Consider the following 17,619-nt stretch of genomic DNA (forward strand, 5'->3'; position numbering starts at 1 on the left):
ACCCATGGCACCCCACCCCGAGGTCGCCGCACTGCTGGAACGATCCCACCGGCTCGGCTCCGATCCGCGCAACACCAACTACGCGGGCGGCAACGCCTCAGCGAAGGGCACCGGGACCGACCCGGTCACCGGCTCCCCCGTGGAGCTGATGTGGGTCAAGGGGTCCGGGGGCGACCTGGGCACGCTGCGCGAGTCCGGGCTCGCCGTGCTGCGTATGGACCGGATGCGGGCGCTCCCGGACGTCTACCCCGGCGTGGAGCGGGAGGACGAGATGGTCGCCGCGCTCGACTACTGCCTGCACGGCCCGGGCGGCGCGGCCCCTTCTATCGACACCGCCATGCACGGCCTCGTTGACTCCGCGCACGTGGACCACCTGCATCCGGACTCCGGTATCGCGCTGGCCTGCGCCGCCGACGGCGAGGAACGTACCCGCGAGTGTTTCGGTGACCGCGTCGTATGGGTGCCCTGGCGCCGCCCCGGCTTCCAGCTCGGGCTGGACATCGCCGCGATCAAGGCGGCGAACCCCCAGGCCATCGGAGTGATCCTGGGCGGGCACGGGATCACCGCGTGGGGGGACACCGCCGCGGAGTGCGAGGCGAACTCGCTGGAGATCATCCGCACCGCGGAACGGTTCATCGCGGACTACCCCGCCACACACGGCGCGACCCGCCAGGACAGCCCGTTCGGGGCGGTCGTCCCGGGCTACGAGCCGCTTCCCAGCCGGGAGCGGCACGCCCGCGCCGCCGCCCTGCTCCCCACCGTCCGCTCACTGGCCGCCACCGACAGCCCGCAGGTGGGCCACTACACCGACACCGAGGACGTGCTGGACTTCGTGTCCCGGGCCGAGCACCCCCGCCTGGCGGCCCTGGGCACCTCGTGCCCGGACCACTTCCTGCGCACCAAGGTCCGCCCGCTGGTGCTCGACCTGCCACCCACCGCGCCCCTGGACGAGACGATCGCCCGGCTTCGGGAGCTGCACGCCGCTTACCGGGAGGACTACCGGGCCTACTACGAGCGGCACGCCGCGCCCGACTCGCCGGCCATGCGCGGTGCCGATCCGGCGATCGTCCTGGTGCCGGGGGTCGGCATGTTCTCCTTCGGGCGGAACAAGCAGACCGCGCGGGTCGCCGCGGAGTTCTATGGCAACGCCATCAACGTGATGCGTGGCGCGGAGACCATCTCCAGCTACGCCCCGATCGACGAGGCGGAGAAGTTCCGGATCGAGTACTGGGCACTGGAGGAGGCCAAGCTACAGCGCATGCCCAAGCCCAAGCCCCTGGCCACCCGCGTCGCGTTCGTCACCGGGGCGGCCTCCGGGATCGGCAGGGCCACCGCCGAGCGGCTCGCCGCCGAGGGCGCCTGCGTCGCTGTCGCGGACCGCGACAGAGACGCCGCCGCGAAAGTCGCGGCGGACCTCGGCGGGCCCGACGTCGCGGTCCCGGCCCCGGTGGACGTCACCGACGAGGAGCAGATCGCGGCGGCGCTGCGCGCGACCGTGCTCGCGTTCGGCGGGGTCGACCTGGTCGTCAACAACGCTGGGCTGTCCATCTCCAAGCCGCTGCTGGAGACGAGCGCCGCCGACTGGGACCTGCAGCACGGCGTAATGGCGCGCGGATCGTTCCTGGTTGCCAAGGAGGCGGCGCGGATCATGACCGAGCAGGGCATGGGCGGTGACATCGTCTACGTCGCCAGCAAGAACGGGGTCGTCGCCGGACCGAACAACATCGCCTACGGGGCAACCAAGGCCGACCAGGCGCACCAGGTCCGGCTCCTCGCCGCCGAGCTGGGAGAGCACGGCATCCGGGTCAACGGGGTGAATCCCGACGCGGTGGTGCGCGGTTCCGGGATCTTCGCTGGCGGCTGGGGCGCGCAGCGCGCCGCGGTCTACGGGGTGCCCGAGGAACAACTCGGCGAGTTCTACGCCCAGCGCACCCTGCTCAAGCGCGAGGTACTTCCCGAGCACGTGGCCAACGCCGTGTTCACGCTGACCGCCGGCGACCTCACGCACACCACCGGAGCGCACATCCCCGTCGACGCGGGCGTAGCAGCGGCGTTCCTGCGCTAGGGAATGCCATGGACTCCCACCCCACCATCCCCTGCTGCGGCAATGAGAGCCACGCGGGGGTGGGGTGCGGCAATGGGGCACACCGCGAGCGAAGCGAGAGGGGTGCCAGCTTGCCGCGGAGCGAACGGTACACCGTGCGCTCGGCGGCAAGCTGGCTCGCTCGCTGCGCTCACTTCGCCCCATTGCCGCAACCCCCGGATGAGCTTCGCCCCATTGCCGCAACCCCCGCGGGTGGCCCCCGCACCGTCCCGGCCCCCAGATGAGGACCAATGAGCGAGCAGCACTCCTTCGCCGCGGTGGACCTCGGCGCGTCCAGCGGACGCGTCGTCGTGGGCCGCATCGGTGGCGACAAGCTGACCCTGGACGTCGCGCACCGCTTCGCCAACGAACCACTGCCACTCGGCGGCGGGCTGAACTGGAACATGCCGGCCCTGTACGCGGAGATCCTGCGCGGTCTGGGACAGGTGGCCGATGGCCGGGAGATCACCTCCGTCGGTGTCGACTCGTGGGCGATCGACTACGGCCTGCTCGACGAGAACGGCGGCATGCTCGGCCTCCCGCATCACCACCGCGACCCCCGTACCGACGCGGTGGCGCCCGCGGTCACAAAGCGTCTGGGCTTCGCCGAGCTGTACTCCGTCAACGGCCTGCAGTACCTGCCGTTCACCACCCTCTTCCAGCTCGCCGCCGCCAGTAGCGCCGCGCCCCAGACCCTGTCGGCCGCGCGGAGGCTACTGCTGATCCCGGATCTGGTCTGCTACTGGCTCACCGGTGAGGTGGGGGCGGAGGCCACCAACGCCTCCACCACCGGACTGCTGGACGCAACGGCCCACACATGGTCGCCGCGTCTCGCCGCCGAGGTCGGCATCGACCCGGGGATCCTGCCGCCCCTGCGATGGCCGGGGCAGCGCATCGGAGCGGTCCTGCCGGACTTCGCGGGGCAAACCGGCGCGGCCGCCGGCACCGCGGTCACGGCGGTCGCCTCACACGACACCGCCTCGGCGGTGATCGGGGTGCCGGCGACGCGTCCCGACTTCGGCTACATCTCGTGCGGCACCTGGTCCCTGGCCGGGCTGGAGCTGGCCGCGCCAGTACTGACCCCCGCGGCGCGCTCCGCCAACTTCACCAACGAGCTGGGGCTGGACGGTACGACCCGGTTCCTGCGCAACATCATGGGACTGTGGTTGCTCCAGGAGACCCTGCGGACCTGGGGGCTCGACGCCGACGCACTGCCCGATCTGCTGGCCGCTGCCGCCGAGGCGGAGGCGTTCACCGCGCTCGTCGATGCCAGTGACCAGCGCTTCCTGGAGCCGGGCGACATGCCCGCGCGCATCGCCGCGTACTGCCGGGAGACCGGCCAGCCCGTCCCCGAGAGCCGGGGCGCGCTGGTGCGCTGCGTACTGGAGAGCCTCGCCCTGGCGCACCGCACGACCCTGCGCCGGGCCGCCGAACTGTCCGGGCGGGACCTGGGGATCGTGCACCTGGTCGGCGGGGGCGCGCACAACACACTGCTGTGCCAGCTCACCGCGGACGCCCTCGGCCTGCCGGTGGTGGCCGGACCGACCGAGGCCACCGCGATCGGCAACGTGCTGGTGCAGGCGCGGGCCGCCGGCCTGGTGCGCGATCGTGCTCAGATGCGCGCCCTGGTGGCGGCGACGCAGCCCACGCGCCGTTACGAGCCGCGGGGCAACGAGGCCGCGTGGCGCGCCGCGGCGGACCGGATCGGCGCGGGCCACCCGGGATGACCGCGAACCGTGTCGGCGGGGGTTGCCCGACAGCACGAGATCCGCTGAGGTGGAGCAGAGCTGTCCGGGAACACATCGGGGGAAGGCCCACGCGGGGTCCCGAGGCGACCGAGAGGAAGTGCCAGGTAGGTGAAGATCGTAATCACCGGAGGGGCCGGCGGAACCGGCTCGTCCACCGCGTTCAACCTGCTCTGCGGTCCGGCGGACCATGCGGGCTACGAGGTCGTGCTGGTCGACACCAGGCCGAACATGATCACGAGCCACTCGATGGACCTGGAGAACGCGGAGGCGCTGGGCGCCACCGCCTCCACGGTGCGCGGCGGGACCGCTGAGGACGCGCTCGACGCGGACGTCGTCGTGGTCAGCGCGGCTGTCCCGTTGCGCCTCAACACCTCCCGCATGGTGTTCCTCGCCGACAACGCCCGCATTGTGCGCGACGTCCTCGAACCGCTGGGCACCGCCGCGTTCCAGGGAGTCGTGCTGCTGCTGACCAACCCGGTCGACCCACTGGTCACCTGGGCGCACCGGCAGGGGTGGCTGCCCCGGCACCAGCTTCTGGGCTACACCCTCAACGACAGCCTCCGGCTGCGCACCGGTATCGCGCAGACGCTCGGCGCGCATCCCCGCGAGGTGGACGCCTGGGTGCTCGGCGAGCACGGCGACGGGCAGGTTCCGCTGTACGACCGGGTCAGGGTGGCGGGCGAACCGGTATCGCTGACCGAGGCGCAGCGCGCGGCGGTCGAGGCCTACACCGGCACCTGGTACACCCGGCATGTCGCCCTCGACTCCGGGCGCACATCGACGTGGACCACCGGCCTGGGCGCCGCCCGAATGGTCGGGGCGCTCGCGGCGGGCTCCGAGGCTCCCGTTCCCGCCTCGGTGGTCCTGGACGGCGAGTACGGCGTGAACGGGGTCAGCCTCGGCGTGCCCGTCACGCTCGACCGCGCGGGCGCCCACGTACTCGAATGGGACATCGGCGCCGAGAGGCGGCACGCGATGGAACAGGCCGCGGCACGCGTGGACGACGCCGTGGCCAGCCTGGACGACACGCTCGCCTGACAGCGCCAGTATCGCCGATCTTGAGCGTTCCGTTCCTTTGTAGCGCCCTGGTTTCTAGGGTCTGTTGCAACATGGCTTCGTAGGTTGGAGGTGTGTTGCCGGGGGCGCGGTTGAGCTCGGAAGAACGGAGCCCGCAAGATCGGCCGCTGCCCTCGTCGGGAACCCAACCCCCGCCCACATCACCGGTCCAGCCGGACCCGGGCGCGTGCGCGGCCCACCACAAGACGTCGAGTACCGGGAGTCCCCGCAATGACCGAAAGCTCCGAAGCCGACCGGCTGGCCCGGACCGAGATCCGCGAGCTGGTGGAGTGCTGGGCCGTGTGGCGCGACGCGGGCGACTGGGAGCGGTTCGCCACCGTCTGGCACCCGGACGGCGAAATGCAGGCCACCTGGTTCCAGGGGCCGTACCAGGACTTCATCGAGGCGAACCGCCAGGGCTGGCGGCGCGGCGTGCACATCCTGCACTTCCTCGGCGGATCGAGCGTCGACGTCGCGGGCAGCCGGGCGATCGCGCAGACCAAGATGACGATCTCGCAGCGCGCCGAGGTGCACGGGGTGCTCTGCGACGTGGTGTGCACCGGCCGGTTCTACGACTTCTTCGAGTCGCGCGGCGGCCGCTGGGGGCTGGTGCTGCGCCAACCGGTCTACGAGAAGGACCGCATCGACCCGGTCGACCCCGCCGCGCGGATCGGGCTCGACGCGGAGCGACTCTCGCGCTTCCCCGAGGGCTACCGGCACCTCGCCTACCTGCAGACGGGCCTCGGATTCCAGGTGAAGACCACGATGCCGCAGTTGACCGGCCCCGAGGTCGAGGATCTCTACCGCAGGGGAGCCGACTGGCTGGCGAACAGGTAGGAACAGGTAGCAGGTCGGCGCCGGGCCGCGCTCGCCTGGCCAAGGCCGAGGGGACGCTGTGCACCCCGTCGCCGGCTGCGGCGTTCACTGTCCCGACCTTGCCGGACATCCGGGCCGGATCCGGCCACACACGGATTCCGAACCACTGCGCTGTCGCGGGCGTCCTATGGAGGAAGCGCGGCAGGATTCAGCGAATTCAGGGAGTGCACCATGTGGAGCCGGCCCGGATCCTGGTTCGGAGCGTTCATCGGTGTGGCAATGGGCTTTGCGGTCGGGATATCGATGGGCAGCGTCCTCGCCGGGATCGCAGTGGGGATCGGTCTCGCCGTCGCCATGGGGTTGGCGTTCCAGGACAGCGCGGGAACGCCGGACAGCGAGAGGGTGCAGGACGCCAAGACGGGGTCGCTGGAGAGCGGCCCCCAAGGCCCGGGTAACAGGGGACGGCCGGACGCGTCGTGACGACCGGTCGAGACCCGGGCCCGCCGGCTCCGCCCAGCGCGTAACAGCGGCTGGACCGGCTGAGGGGCGCTGACCAGTCCGCGGCCCGCTAGATCGGTGATGTGGGTGGGTGGTGGGGCGCCTAACGAGGGCGGCGAGGACGGCGAGTGGCCCGGCCCCCGGATGATCGCTACGGGTGCCCGATAGTTGCGCGCGTGACGAGGGCAGCGAAGGCGCCGGCCCTGCGGGAACCGTGCCTTTGCGGGCGCCAGTGCTCCCGTCCGGCGGCGGGGCGCGCATCGAGGATGACTGTGCGGACGTTCTCGGCGATGGGCCGCAGCGAGAGTGACCGCGAGGACATTCTCGTCGCTGAACATGTCCCCACGGACACCCTCGCCGCGGACCCCGCACCCACACCCGCCCGTTTCGCCGTGTTTCCCCCGAAGTCTGGCCCCACAGCCACGACCGATGGGCCCCAGCCACGGGCCAGACCCCCGATCGTCGGGCGCCACAACCCCCGGGCACCCGAACCGATCACCCAGGGGCCGGCCCACCACCGTCCTCGCCGCCCCGCCGGGCACCGCACCACCCACCCACATCACCGATCTCGGCAGTGTTTTTGGGCTCGCTGCCGCTCACCGGGTCGGGCGCCCCGGAGGCCGGGAACCTTCGGGCACCTCCGGTGTGCCGCCCAAACGGCTCCGCCACTCGCGGACGCCCCACCTCCGGACCCTCCAGAACCCCAGCGGCCCCCGACCCGGTTTTTGGGCTCACTGCCGCTCACCGGGTCAGGCGCCCCGGAGGCCGGGAACCTTCGGGCACCTCCGGTGTGCCGCCCAAACGGCTCCGCCACTCGCGGACGCCCCACCTCCGGACCCTCCAGAACCCCAGCGGCCCTCGACCCAGACGGCCACTTGGTTCGAAAAACAGGGCCTAGACCTGTGCGCGCCAGAGGCCGCCCGGGTTGCTCCGGGTGGCCTCTGGCGTTCCCGCGGACCTCCCGGGCACGCCGCCGACACGCGGGGGGCGGGTCACGCCCTCCGGCTGGGAATCCGGGAGACCACCGCCTTCTGCAGCGCCTCGGCCGGGCCCTGCCGGAACCATCGCAGCCACAGCGACGCCGCCACCAGCATGAAGGTGCACACCGCCGCCCACAGGCCCAGCACCCACCACGGCCCGGTTCCCGCCAGGCGGCTGGCCAGCCCGAGCCCGAATCCGTAGCAGACCAGCATGCAGATCAGGTTCTGCGTAACGTACCCGCTCAACGCCATCCGTCCGAGGGCGGACATGCTCCGGACGAGCCGGCCGGAGCCACCCGCCCGGTCGACCAGCACACCAATGAGCCCAATGAGCCCGACCGCCACGATGGGTGCCGCCACGTACCGGTCCACCAGGAAGTAGTCGGGGCCGGCCAGGGTCGTCGCGATGTTCAGCGGCACCCCCGCACCCAGTCCCCACCGCAGCAGACGGCCTCGGATCCGGCGCCCATTGTCGTCGGACGCAAACGCGCCGGCGCGGAAGAGCCGGACACCGAGGAGGAACAAAAAGACCATGAGGCCGAACGTGAGTACCGGTTCGATGCGGAGCGCGGCGGCGTTCGCGAGCCGGAACGCCACCTGGTCGAGGTAGGAGCCCTCCGCGTACAGCCGGATCACCTCCGCGGGTACCCGGCTGGCCGGTTCCGCCGCCACGACCAGGCCTGCGGTCAGCACCGACATGACCAGCACGTGCAGTGTCGCCTGCACCCACATCACGACCGCCTGGGCGCGCCGGGACCGGGTCAGCAGCCAGGCGACGAGCAGCGCCACGGCGGCGTAGCCCATCAGCACGTCCCAGGCGAAGATGAGGGTGAAGTGCACGATCCCCTCGAACAGCAGGAACAGCGCCCGCCACAGGTAGCGGCCCGGCCAGCGCTCCCCGCGGCGGGCGGCCGACTCGAACTGGATAGCCAGCCCGACCCCGAACAGCAGGGTGAGCAGCGCCAGGAACTTGCCGTTGGCCGCGAAGCGGAACGCGGACTCCGCCACGGCCGCGGCGCTCGGGTCGGCGAGTACGGCCTTCGCGGGCGGGCCCACGTCCGCTCCGAAGAGGACGCTGGCCTCAGCCCCGGGCGCGGTGAACAGCCACACGTTCGTGGCCAGGGTCCCCAGGATCGCGACGCCGCGCAGCACGTCGAGCAGCTCCAGCCGCTGGGCCGGCTGCGGCGTCGCCTCTCTCGCGCCCAGGGACGCGGGACTGGTCATGGTGCGCTCCTTCTCTGGTGGCCGCGCGGGCGGGTTCGTTCGGCCGGCCCCTAGTGCCGGGCCGGTGGCGGGGTGCGGGTCGGTGCCGGCTCCGGGTACGCGCCGGCCGCGCTCTCCCCTCGCGGTTTTCCTGTGGCGCGCGCCCGTGCCGCCCCCATCACGAACGCCCGTCCCGGGCGAAGAGCTGGTCGATGAAGCGGTGCAGCGCATCGCGGATCATGCCGGTATCGAAGATCTCCGCGGTGGCGATGTGGTGCATGGTCAACCCGTCCACGAACGCGACGAGCGCCGCGGCTTCGGCGCGGGCGTCGACCCCGGTGGAAAGCTCGCCGTGTTTCTGGGCACTGGTGATCCCCCCGGCGATCCCGTCGACGAGGCGGCGCGTGGTGTCCCGGTGGATCCGCGACATCTCCGGGTCGGTCAGCGTGGCCGGGACGAACTCCAGCCACACCGCCAGCTCGGTGCGCCGCTCGTCGTCGAGCGGCAGGAGGGTCTCCGTTACCCGGTACAGCACGGACCGCACCGGCGGGACCAACTCCACCTCGGCGATCCGCTCCTCGGCTCGCTCGTAGAGGTACTCGACACCGAAGCGCAGGAGGTCGGACTTGCTGCGGAAGTACCGCTGCACCAGCCCGACCGACGTGCCCGCCTCGTCGGCGACATCGATGAGGGTGGTGCGCGCCAGTCCGCGGGCGGCGACCGCACGCAGCAGTGCCTCGGCGACCTGCCGCCTGCGCTCGTCATGGTCTGCTGTGCGTGGCATATAAAAATATTATCAGCATATTTTTATTGCCCAAGGGTCCACGACCGGCCGGGACCGGCCGGGGCCGGCCACAGAAAGGCCCACGGCCCAACAACCCTCGACCGCGGAGTCGGCCGCGAGGAGTCCGCGACCGGCCGGGTCCCACTCCGTCGCGCACCGGGGACACGCCAGCGGTGCACGGGTTGTCGTCCTGCCCGGCACGCTAGGCCGGATCAGCGGCGGCGGTCCTGAACGTTCTCGCGCCGCACAGCGGTCCAGGGCGCGGGGCGGGCCGCCGGGCCGACACCCCGCGGGGACGTCAGCGCGGGATGATGGCCTCCAGCCCGTCGAGCAGCCGGCGCAACCCGAACTCGAAGACCGACTCGGGGTCCGGGGCGCCCTCAGACACCGTGTCCAGCGAGGCAAGCAGTGGGTAGCGCCCCGAGGCGAAGAGCTCCCGCACGGTCGAGGCGGCCGACTGCCGCCACTGCTCGGCCGTGACCCCACTGTCCAACTCGGCCTCGTACTCCGCGCTCAGGAGCATCGCGCTGGCCCGGACGTGGTTGGAGATCATGATGACGATGCGGATCATGGTCACGGGGTCGATTCCGAGACCGTCGACCGCGCGCATCATCCACTCGGTGTGGTCCATCGCCGCGGGCATCAGCACCGGCCGGGTGAAGGAGACCACCTGAGCCAGCCACAGGTGCTGCCGGTACATCCGCCACTCCAGCCGGGCCGCCGCCTCCAGCGAGGCGCGCCATCCCGGCGGGGCGGGTTCCGGCAGCGGATTCGCCACGAACACCGCATCGGCCATCATCGCCAGCAGCGTGTCCTTGTCGGGCACGTGGCGGTACAGCGACATCGCCGCCACTCCGCAATCGGTGGCGATCCGGCGCATGGTCAGCGCGCCGGTGCTCTCGGCGTCGGCGATGCGGACCGCGGCACGCACCACACGGTCCTGCGTCAAAGGTGCGCTCGTCGTTGTCCCGCCCGGCGTCGATCGGGGGGCGCGGGGTGGCGGTGCTCCTGGAGTGGACCGGGCGGGCGGTGCCACCACGGTGCCCATCCCGCGGACGGCGCGCACCAGCCCTTCCTGCCGCAGTGTGGCCAGCGCCTTGGTGGCCGTGGCCATCGCGACTCCCCAGTCCCGGGTGAGCTGCCGGGTCGAGGGCACCCGGTCGCCCGGAGCCAGTGTGCCGTCGGCTATGCGGCGGCGGACGTCGTCCACGATCCGCATGTATGGAGGCGGGTCGGCCATCGAAACTCCTGCACTAGTACGGTCCGGACTCAAAAAATAGTGCACTAGTGGCGTATTCCCTGCTTTTTACTAGAGAAATACTGTGTAAGCGTAACCGGATAAGCAACGGAGGGCGTGATGCTGCGAACCGCCGGAGCCGCCGACGCCGAGCGTGCGGTCAGCGTGCTGGTGCGGGCGTTCTCGGAGGACCCCGTCTGGAGTTGGCTCTTCCCCGAAGCCGAGCGGCGGGCCGCCCTCGCTCCGTATCTATTCGGCTACTACGTGGACCAGGCGCTGGCCAGCGGCACGGTCACCCTCGCCGGGGACGCGGGCGTGGCGGTGTGGCTGACGGGTCCGCCCACCGACGGCGGCGAGGGGGAGGCCGAGGCGTTCGACGTCTTCGGCGAGGCCGCCCCGCGCCTCGCCACCTTGGGAGCCCTCCTGGACGAGCGCCACCCCGACGGGCCGCACCGGTACCTGCCGTTCATCGGAGTGACGTCGGCGGCCCGAGGGACCGGTGTGGGCGGTGCGCTGCTGAGCCACGGGCTGCGGCAGTGCGACGCCCAGGGAGTCGGCGCGTACCTGGAAGCAACGTCGGATCGTAACCGCGCCCTGTACCAACGCCATGGGTTCGTCGAGCAGGCCCCGCCGATCCGCCTGCCCGACGGCCCGCAGATCACCCCGATGTGGAGGCAGTATCGTGTTGAACACCCCTAGCATGGTCGCCGGTGGCCCGGACGACTTCATGACCGTGAACCACCTGACCGTGTCGGGCAGCCATGCCGATATCGGCCGTGCCCTGGCCGAGGAGGCGCGCCGCGCCTACGGGTGGCGGCCGCAACCGGCGGCGGACCCGGTCGTGGCGCGAGCGCGACGCACCTGGTTCGAGCGCAACTGGCCGCAGTACGCCGCCCGCATGGCCGCCGTGGCGGAGATGCTCGGCGTGGATCCGGACGCGGTGCAGTTGGACGGCCTGTCCGGGCCGCCTGAGGGGTCCGCCTGCTCGGCGGTGTGGTGCCCGCCGGACATGGCCTCCGACGGACGGGGCCGGCTGGGCCGCAACTACGACTTCTTCACCCTCAGCCAGCGTGAGCTCTTCGCGATGATGGCGTCGGGACACCCCCCGTCGGCGACCACGCCGGCGTCGGCGAGCGAGCCGGCGATGTGCTCGCGCCCCTACGTCATCACCACCCGCCCGGACGAGGGGTTGGCGACCGTCGTCCTCACGATGGACACGCTGGACGGCTGCATGGAAGGCGTCAATGAGGCCGGGCTGACGGTGGCCCTGCTGATCGCCGACGCCGAGTCGTCGGCGATCCCCGACCAGCGGCCGCAGGTCGGGCTGGACGTCCTCCAACTGCCCCAGTTCGTGCTGGAGACCGCGACCACTGCCGACGAGGCCAAGCAGGCGCTGCTCGGTGCGAAACAGTACGACGGGGGGATGCCGCTGCACTACGTGGTGGCCGACGCGGCCGGGAGCGGCTTCGTGTGGGAGCGCGGCCGCAACGGTGTCGAACATATCATCGAGACCGAGGGGGCGGTCTGCGCGACGAACCACTACCTGCACAGGTACTCCGACCCCAGCACCCTGCCCGAGGACAACGTGGAGACCATGGGGACCTACCGGCGCTACGCTGCCCTGGCCAAGCGCACCGCCGGCGGGCCGATGTCCCCGGACGACCTGGAAACCACCCTGCGGGAGGTCGCCTTCGACGCCCGCGCGGCCGAGGCCTACCCCGTGCGCACCCTCTGGCGCACGGTCGCCGACCCGGCCGCGCGGACCATGTCGACCCGGTTCTACCTCGGTGACGACCCCGACGGCGGGCTGCGCCTCAGCGACGAGGGCACGTTCTCCGCCACCCGGTGACCGCATCCGGCGCGCCGCGGGAGGTCGCCGCCGTGGTGGCCTTCCTGTGGGGCGCCGGGGCCGCTCCCGCGGTGGACTGACCAGCAAGGCCCACCTGGCGGTGGACCGGCGCTGGCGTCCGTTGTTCGTGGAGGTCAGCCACGGGCAGGCAGCCGACAGCCCCCGGTTCATCCCCGTACCGGACACGGTCACGGTCCGCGGCCCGGTCGGTCGGTCGGTCGGTCGGTCGACCACGCACCCGACCAGAGGCGGCCACCGCCGACAAGGCGTACCCGTCCCTGGCCAATCGCGCCTACCTGCGCCGGCGCAGGATCACGGCCGTGGTTCCCGAGAAGACCGACCAGGCCGCCAACCGCGCCGAACGCGGCAGCAAGGACGGGCGCCCCATCTCCCAGCCCCACGAACCTCAGGCACCCGACGAAGTACCACTAGCCGCTCAGCTCCGGTGGCCGGGAGCACGCACGACAGCGAGCGGCACAGGCGAGCGGCGGATAAGCGCGTTGCTCACCGAGCCGAGCAGCAGTCCCGGAAACCAGCCGTGTCCGTGCGACCCCACGACCAGGAGGGCCGCCTCGGGCGCGGCGTCAAGGAACCCGCGCACCGGGTGACTGGGCACGACCCGCTGTTCGAGCGGCACGTCCGGGTAGCGCTCCCGCATCCCGGCCACCGACTCCGCGAGCGTGGCCGCGGCGAGGTCGTGCTGGGGATCGGCACCCTCCGGCATCATCGGCCAGGCGGCGGGCTCGGGGCCCCAGGCCATCAGCGCGACCACGCCGGTTCCGCGGTAGTCGGCCTCCTCGAAGGCGAACTCCACGGCCTGCTCGGAGACGCGCGAGCCGTCGACGCCCACGATGACACTGCCTCCCGCGGAGCTTCCCGCGGGATCGCGCGCCACAACAACAGGGCAGGGCGCGTGCGCCGCCACGTGGCTCGCGACCGGGCGCAGCGAGATGTGGTGCTGGTCCTCGCTCGTGGCAGCGCCCATGACCACCAGTACCGCCTCGTGCGCGGCGTTCAGCAGCGCCCCCGCCGCCGACCCCCATTCGAGCTGGCTCCCGACGACCAGCTCGGGGTCGCGCGCGTGGGCTAGGCCCCTGGCCCGCTGGAACAGCTCCTCCGTGCGCTCCGTGGCGCTCTCGGTGATCCGTTCGCGCAGCCGCGGGTCGCGCGCGAGCCAGGGTGGGAGTTCCTGCGCGTGCACCAGGCGCAGCGCCGCTCTCCTGCGAACCGCCTCACCGGCCGCCCACTCCATGGCGGCCGTGTCGGCATCGGAGCCATCCACACCGACGACGATGGGCCACCTACGCACGGTAGGTTTCGCTGTCATTGTTGGCCTCCAGGGACCGTGCCCGTACAGGTGTCGGATTCGAGTGGGGCCAGGTGGCCAAGACCGTGCGCGGGTTCGAACGCGCCTGACCGCTGGTGTCGGCGAAAGCCGGGTCAGTAACCAGTCTCGCCACCTCCCGGGCCGCACCAAAGATCCGCGAGGGGCATGTCCGGATTAGGCGCCCGACCGGCGCGGCAACGCTGTCCACGCATTCCCGCCACCGGAATTTCCGCTCACCGATCCCACGCGGGGGTGCGAAGTACAGCTCTTCCCGGTACAGGCACGCACCGGCCCGGCGTTCACGTCAGGAAAGCATCGGTCGCGCTGGTAAGGGAATCCTGTTCCGGCCAACGGAGCGCCCTCGCAACCCCGCTGACTACGCCAAATCCTCCTTGTTCCCTGGTCGTACGTGATTCTTGCGGCCACTCCGGCACGAATGCGGGTTCGTATCGGTGAAACTACCTATTTCCACAATGCACTGATTGACGGTCGTCATATTCGCTGCGACCGTTCCAGAAATGGCGCGAACCTGGGGCGGATCCACGCACGCGCACGGATCCGCTCTGCTCCCCCGAATTACGAGGAGAAGCGACATGAGATTACGCCGACTTGCTAGCCGAATATGCACGGTCGCCCTCGGCCTGGTGGCTGCCGGCGCGCTGGTGCCCGCGACCGCGGGGGTGGCGCACGCGCAGACCGGCGGGACCGGCCCCTACACCGCCGAGTACACCACCGAGTGGGACCTGCGCGACCACACGATCTACCGTCCCCAGACGCTCCCCGATGACGAGCAGCTTCCGATCGTCGTCTGGGGCAACGGCGCGTGCCGGGCCGACGGGACGTGGTTCGAGAACATCCTCACCGAGTTCGCCTCGCACGGGTTCCTGGTCATCGCGAACGGTGAGCCCGGCGGCAGCGGCTCCACCGACGCCGACATGCTCACCGAGGCCATCGACTGGGCGGTCGACGAGAACGACCAAAGCTGGAGCGAGTACTCGGGCCACCTCGACACCGACAACATCGCGGTGATGGGGCAGTCGTGCGGTGGCATCGAAGCCTACGAGGCGGCCGCTGACGACCGGGTGACCGCCACCGCCCTCTGGAACAGCGGGCTGCTGAGCCCGTTCGACCAGGACCTGCTCGACGACCTGCACACCCCCATCGCCTACTTCACCGGCGGTGAGGGCGACATCGCGCACGGAAACGCCGAGGACGACTGGGACGACATCCCCCAGGACCTGCCCGCCTTCTTCGCCAGCCTCGACGTGGGGCACTACGGCACCTTCGAAGAGCCCAACGGCGGCGAGTACGGCCGGGTCGGCTCCGAATGGCTGAAGTGGCAGCTCAAGGGCGACGATACCGCCCGTAGCGAGTTCGTCGGCAGCGACTGCGGCCTGTGCAACAGCGAATGGGAGGACGTGCAGCAGCGCAACCTCGGTTAACCCCTTCCGGAACGTCTCCCCGCTGCGGCGCGGCAGACCGGCGACCGCCGACCCCGGAGGCGGCCGCCCACGAGAGAGCGGCGCGGGCCCGGCCGGGCCCGCGCCGCCACGTGCGCGCGGAACCGCCCGCGCCGCGGGCAAACGCGGCGCGGGCGGCGGGGACCGCTCGGGGGCGCACCAGCCGTCCTCCGGCACTCCCCCGAGGCGGGTCAGTGGGTTCGGGAGCGCAGTGGCAGGTCGCGAACCACCGCCCAGGTCAGCACCATGGTCAGCAGGAACACGCCGAGGCAGGTCAGGACCATCGGCACGGCGAGGTCACTCGACCGGAGCGCGCCATGGACCGCCCAGATGAGGATGCCCCCAACGGGCATCAGCGCGACCCCGAGGATGGCCGACCGGGTGAGTCCCGCGCCGATCAGGGCTCCCGCGGCGAGCCAGGTCGGCAGCACCAGCCAGTTCTCCAGCGCGATCAGCGGGTACTGGTCGGCCGCGGTGTACAGCCCTCCGCTGTTGGAGAACTCCTGTGGCCAGCCCATCAGCCGGTAGATCGGCAGCTCCAGCGCGAACCCCGCGGTGGATGCCGCCCCCAGCACGAGGGCCAGCACGAGGATACCCACCGGCAGGTGGACGGCGAACTCGCGGCGGGTACGCCCGTGCGCGATGTGCTGGGGCAGCGTCAGCGTGCACATGAAGACGCCGGTTCCCACGGCGAGCCCTCTGACGGCGAGGTGCACCTCCCCCCAGCCGCTCACCTCGATCGGCCCCTGGAAGACGTTCACGCTGGCGGTGACCCCCAGGGAGAACAGGAACACGGCCGCGACGCCGAGGAGCGCGAGGAAGGCGTACCCGCCGATGAGGCGGCGTGCCGCTCTGCGGGCTATGGGGTCGGTGATCATCGGGTCTCCCCTCCGGTGAGATGAACGAAGAGGTCCTGCAGCGGGACCGGTTCCAGGTCCAGCCCGGACTCCTTGGCGCGGACGCGCTCGGACTCGGTGAGCTCGCCGTACACGACCACGGAGGCGCTCCGGCCGAGCCGCCGCTCGTTGAGAACGGTGCGCCCCGACACGAAGTCCGCGACCTCGTCGGCGGGCCCGCTGACCGCCGCTCCGCGCCCGCGCAGCGTCTCGGCGTCCTCGTTCAGCAGAAGCTGTCCCTGGTCGATCAGGACGACCCGTTCAAGGAGCGGGCTCAGCTCGTCGACCAGGTGCGAGGAGATGACCAGCATCCGCGGGTGCGCCATGAAGTCCCGGAGCACCTCGTCGTAGAAGGCGTAGCGGGTGGGCGCGTCCATGCCGAGGTAGGTCTCGTCGAGGAGGGTGACCGGGGCCCGGGAGGCCAGCCCGAGGACGCTCGCCAGCGCGGAACGCTGCCCGGTGGACAGGTGCCCCACCCTCTTGCGCTGGCTGATCCCGAACTGCCGCACCAGCTCACCGGCGTAGTCGGCGTCCCAGTTGGGCCGCAGGTCCGCGGCGAGCCGCAACGCGTCCTTGACCCGGCTGCGGAAGTCGTACTCGACGGTGTCGCCACCGCCGCGGATCAGGCAGATCTGCGGGGTGACCCGGGGGTTCTCGAAGACGGGCTGGTCGTTGACCCGCACGGCGCCGCCGGTTGCCCGGCGGAAGCCGGCCAGCACCGACATCAGGCTGGTCTTGCCGGACCCGTTGCGCCCGATCAGCCCGTAGATTCCCGGGCCGTCGAGACTCAGGGTGACCCCGTCCAGCGCGGTCGTGTTCCGGTAACGCAGCCGCAGGTCCTCGGTGGAGATGGTCGGGCTCATCGGTTCTCGCTCCTGTCCCTGAGTTCCGCCACGCGCGCGATGACGTCGTCCAGCGGTACCCCGATAGCCCGGGCCTCGGTCACCATCGGGTCGACGACATCACTGAAGAACCGCGCGCGGTGCTGGTCGCGCAGCTTCTCGCGCGCCTTGGGATGCACGAACATCCCCAGGCCCCGCCGCTTGTACAGCACCCCCTCGTCCACGAGGTCCTGGAACGCCTTGGCCGCGGTCGCCGGATTGATCCGGTAGTGCGCGGCGTACTGGTTGGTCGACATGATCCGCTCGTCCTCCTGCAGCGCGCCGCTGAGCACGTCGGCGCGGATCGCGTCCGCGATCTGCCGGTAGATCGGACTGTGCTCATCGAACATGTGAGCTCCTTGGGTTCATTACTTATCTAATGAACCACAAAACCAGCGAAGTAGCAAGCTCTCGTTGAGCGTGCGGGGCCGCTGTTCCGCGGTGGACCGCGATCCGCCCATCCCGCGCGAACGGCATCAGCGAAGGCGCCGGATGGTCGGGGTGGGTGTGTGGCGGTACGGGTGCCCGGTGGTGACGCGTGCGACGAAAGCAGCAACGAAGGCGGCGGGTGGGCCGGCTCGCGGCGGTCGGTGCGGGTGTCCGGAGGTACGGCCTCCAACGAGGCAGCGAGGACGGTGGGTGGGCCAGCCCGCGGCGGTCGGTGCGGGTGCCCGGAGGTACGGCCTCCAACGAGGCAGCGAGGACGGTGGGTGGGCCAGCCCGCGGCGGTCGGTGCGGGTGCCCGATGGTGACGCGGCCAACGGGGGGCGGCGAAGGCCGGTGGTGGGACCCAGTGGGGGT

At 71.4% G+C, this 17,619-nt stretch carries 15 protein-coding genes; 8 read left to right on the forward strand and 7 right to left on the reverse strand.

Annotated elements, in window-relative coordinates:
• The first annotated feature begins 4 nt into the window (after window positions 1–4).
• The 5 genes from F4561_RS28000 (at window position 5) to F4561_RS28020 (ending at window position 6,183) form a co-directional block, all read left to right on the forward strand.
• Window positions 5–2,065 carry a bifunctional aldolase/short-chain dehydrogenase gene (locus F4561_RS28000; protein WP_184584625.1) on the forward strand — a complete coding sequence of 687 codons (2,061 nt, stop codon included), beginning with the start codon at window positions 5–7 and terminating at the stop codon, window positions 2,063–2,065.
• A 269-nt stretch (window positions 2,066–2,334) separates the two neighbouring features.
• Window positions 2,335–3,810, forward strand: coding sequence for a rhamnulokinase (locus F4561_RS28005; RefSeq protein ID WP_184584627.1), 1,476 nt, complete (start codon window positions 2,335–2,337; stop codon window positions 3,808–3,810).
• Window positions 3,811–3,939: 129 nt separating this feature from the next.
• The gene (locus F4561_RS33845) at window positions 3,940–4,869 is read left to right on the forward strand and encodes a malate dehydrogenase (protein ID WP_184584629.1); all 930 of its coding nucleotides are present in this window, start codon (window positions 3,940–3,942) and stop codon (window positions 4,867–4,869) included.
• A gap of 249 nt (window positions 4,870–5,118) precedes the next feature.
• On the forward strand, window positions 5,119–5,724 hold the full coding sequence (locus F4561_RS28015; RefSeq protein ID WP_184584631.1) for a nuclear transport factor 2 family protein: 606 nt from the start codon (window positions 5,119–5,121) through the stop codon (window positions 5,722–5,724).
• A 210-nt stretch (window positions 5,725–5,934) separates the two neighbouring features.
• Window positions 5,935–6,183 (forward strand): hypothetical protein, encoded by a 249-nt coding sequence (locus F4561_RS28020; protein ID WP_184584633.1) that lies wholly within the window; start codon window positions 5,935–5,937, stop codon window positions 6,181–6,183.
• A gap of 1,010 nt (window positions 6,184–7,193) precedes the next feature.
• Here the strand turns inward: F4561_RS28020 and F4561_RS28025 are convergent.
• From F4561_RS28025 to F4561_RS28035, 3 genes are all read right to left on the reverse strand, one after another.
• Window positions 7,194–8,405 (reverse strand): DUF418 domain-containing protein, encoded by a 1,212-nt coding sequence (locus F4561_RS28025; protein WP_184584635.1) that lies wholly within the window; start codon window positions 8,403–8,405, stop codon window positions 7,194–7,196.
• 157 nt (window positions 8,406–8,562) lie between these two features.
• A complete protein-coding gene (locus tag F4561_RS28030) occupies window positions 8,563–9,168 on the reverse strand; it encodes a TetR/AcrR family transcriptional regulator (RefSeq protein ID WP_184584638.1) in 606 nt (201 codons plus the stop codon).
• Window positions 9,169–9,466: 298 nt separating this feature from the next.
• Window positions 9,467–10,408, reverse strand: a complete 942-nt coding sequence (locus tag F4561_RS28035) for a TetR/AcrR family transcriptional regulator C-terminal domain-containing protein (protein WP_184584640.1) — start codon at window positions 10,406–10,408, stop codon at window positions 9,467–9,469.
• A 117-nt stretch (window positions 10,409–10,525) separates the two neighbouring features.
• On the opposite strand from F4561_RS28035, the gene F4561_RS28040 reads away from it, so the two are divergent.
• Both F4561_RS28040 and F4561_RS28045 read left to right on the forward strand, forming a co-directional pair.
• Entirely contained in the window at window positions 10,526–11,104 is a 579-nt protein-coding gene (locus F4561_RS28040; RefSeq protein WP_184584642.1) for a GNAT family N-acetyltransferase, read from the forward strand.
• Window positions 11,088–12,254 (forward strand): C45 family autoproteolytic acyltransferase/hydrolase, encoded by a 1,167-nt coding sequence (locus F4561_RS28045; RefSeq protein ID WP_221446356.1) that lies wholly within the window; start codon window positions 11,088–11,090, stop codon window positions 12,252–12,254. The genes F4561_RS28040 and F4561_RS28045 overlap by 17 nt, the downstream gene beginning before the upstream one ends.
• A gap of 436 nt (window positions 12,255–12,690) precedes the next feature.
• On the opposite strand, the gene F4561_RS28050 is transcribed toward F4561_RS28045, so the two are convergent.
• Window positions 12,691–13,581 carry a universal stress protein gene (locus F4561_RS28050; RefSeq protein WP_184584644.1) on the reverse strand — a complete coding sequence of 297 codons (891 nt, stop codon included), beginning with the start codon at window positions 13,579–13,581 and terminating at the stop codon, window positions 12,691–12,693.
• A gap of 593 nt (window positions 13,582–14,174) precedes the next feature.
• Between F4561_RS28050 and F4561_RS28055 the strand changes: the two genes are divergently transcribed.
• The gene (locus F4561_RS28055; RefSeq protein ID WP_184584646.1) at window positions 14,175–15,023 is read left to right on the forward strand and encodes a poly(ethylene terephthalate) hydrolase family protein; all 849 of its coding nucleotides are present in this window, start codon (window positions 14,175–14,177) and stop codon (window positions 15,021–15,023) included.
• A gap of 209 nt (window positions 15,024–15,232) precedes the next feature.
• On the opposite strand, the gene F4561_RS28060 is transcribed toward F4561_RS28055, so the two are convergent.
• Genes F4561_RS28060 through F4561_RS28070 form a run of 3 tightly spaced genes read right to left on the reverse strand, consistent with a single transcriptional unit; the run spans window position 15,233 to window position 17,168 of the window.
• The gene (locus tag F4561_RS28060; RefSeq protein ID WP_184584648.1) at window positions 15,233–15,919 is read right to left on the reverse strand and encodes a hypothetical protein; all 687 of its coding nucleotides are present in this window, start codon (window positions 15,917–15,919) and stop codon (window positions 15,233–15,235) included.
• Complete coding sequence (locus F4561_RS28065) at window positions 15,916–16,800, reverse strand: ATP-binding cassette domain-containing protein (protein ID WP_184584650.1); 885 nt, start codon at window positions 16,798–16,800, stop codon at window positions 15,916–15,918. Before F4561_RS28065 ends, F4561_RS28060 begins: the two co-directional genes overlap by 4 nt.
• A complete protein-coding gene (locus F4561_RS28070) occupies window positions 16,797–17,168 on the reverse strand; it encodes a GntR family transcriptional regulator (protein ID WP_184584652.1) in 372 nt (123 codons plus the stop codon). The genes F4561_RS28065 and F4561_RS28070 overlap by 4 nt, the downstream gene beginning before the upstream one ends.
• Window positions 17,169–17,619: the final 451 nt, after the last annotated feature.

This window comes from Lipingzhangella halophila (assembly GCF_014203805.1).
Lineage (GTDB): Bacteria > Actinomycetota > Actinomycetes > Streptosporangiales > Streptosporangiaceae > Lipingzhangella > Lipingzhangella halophila.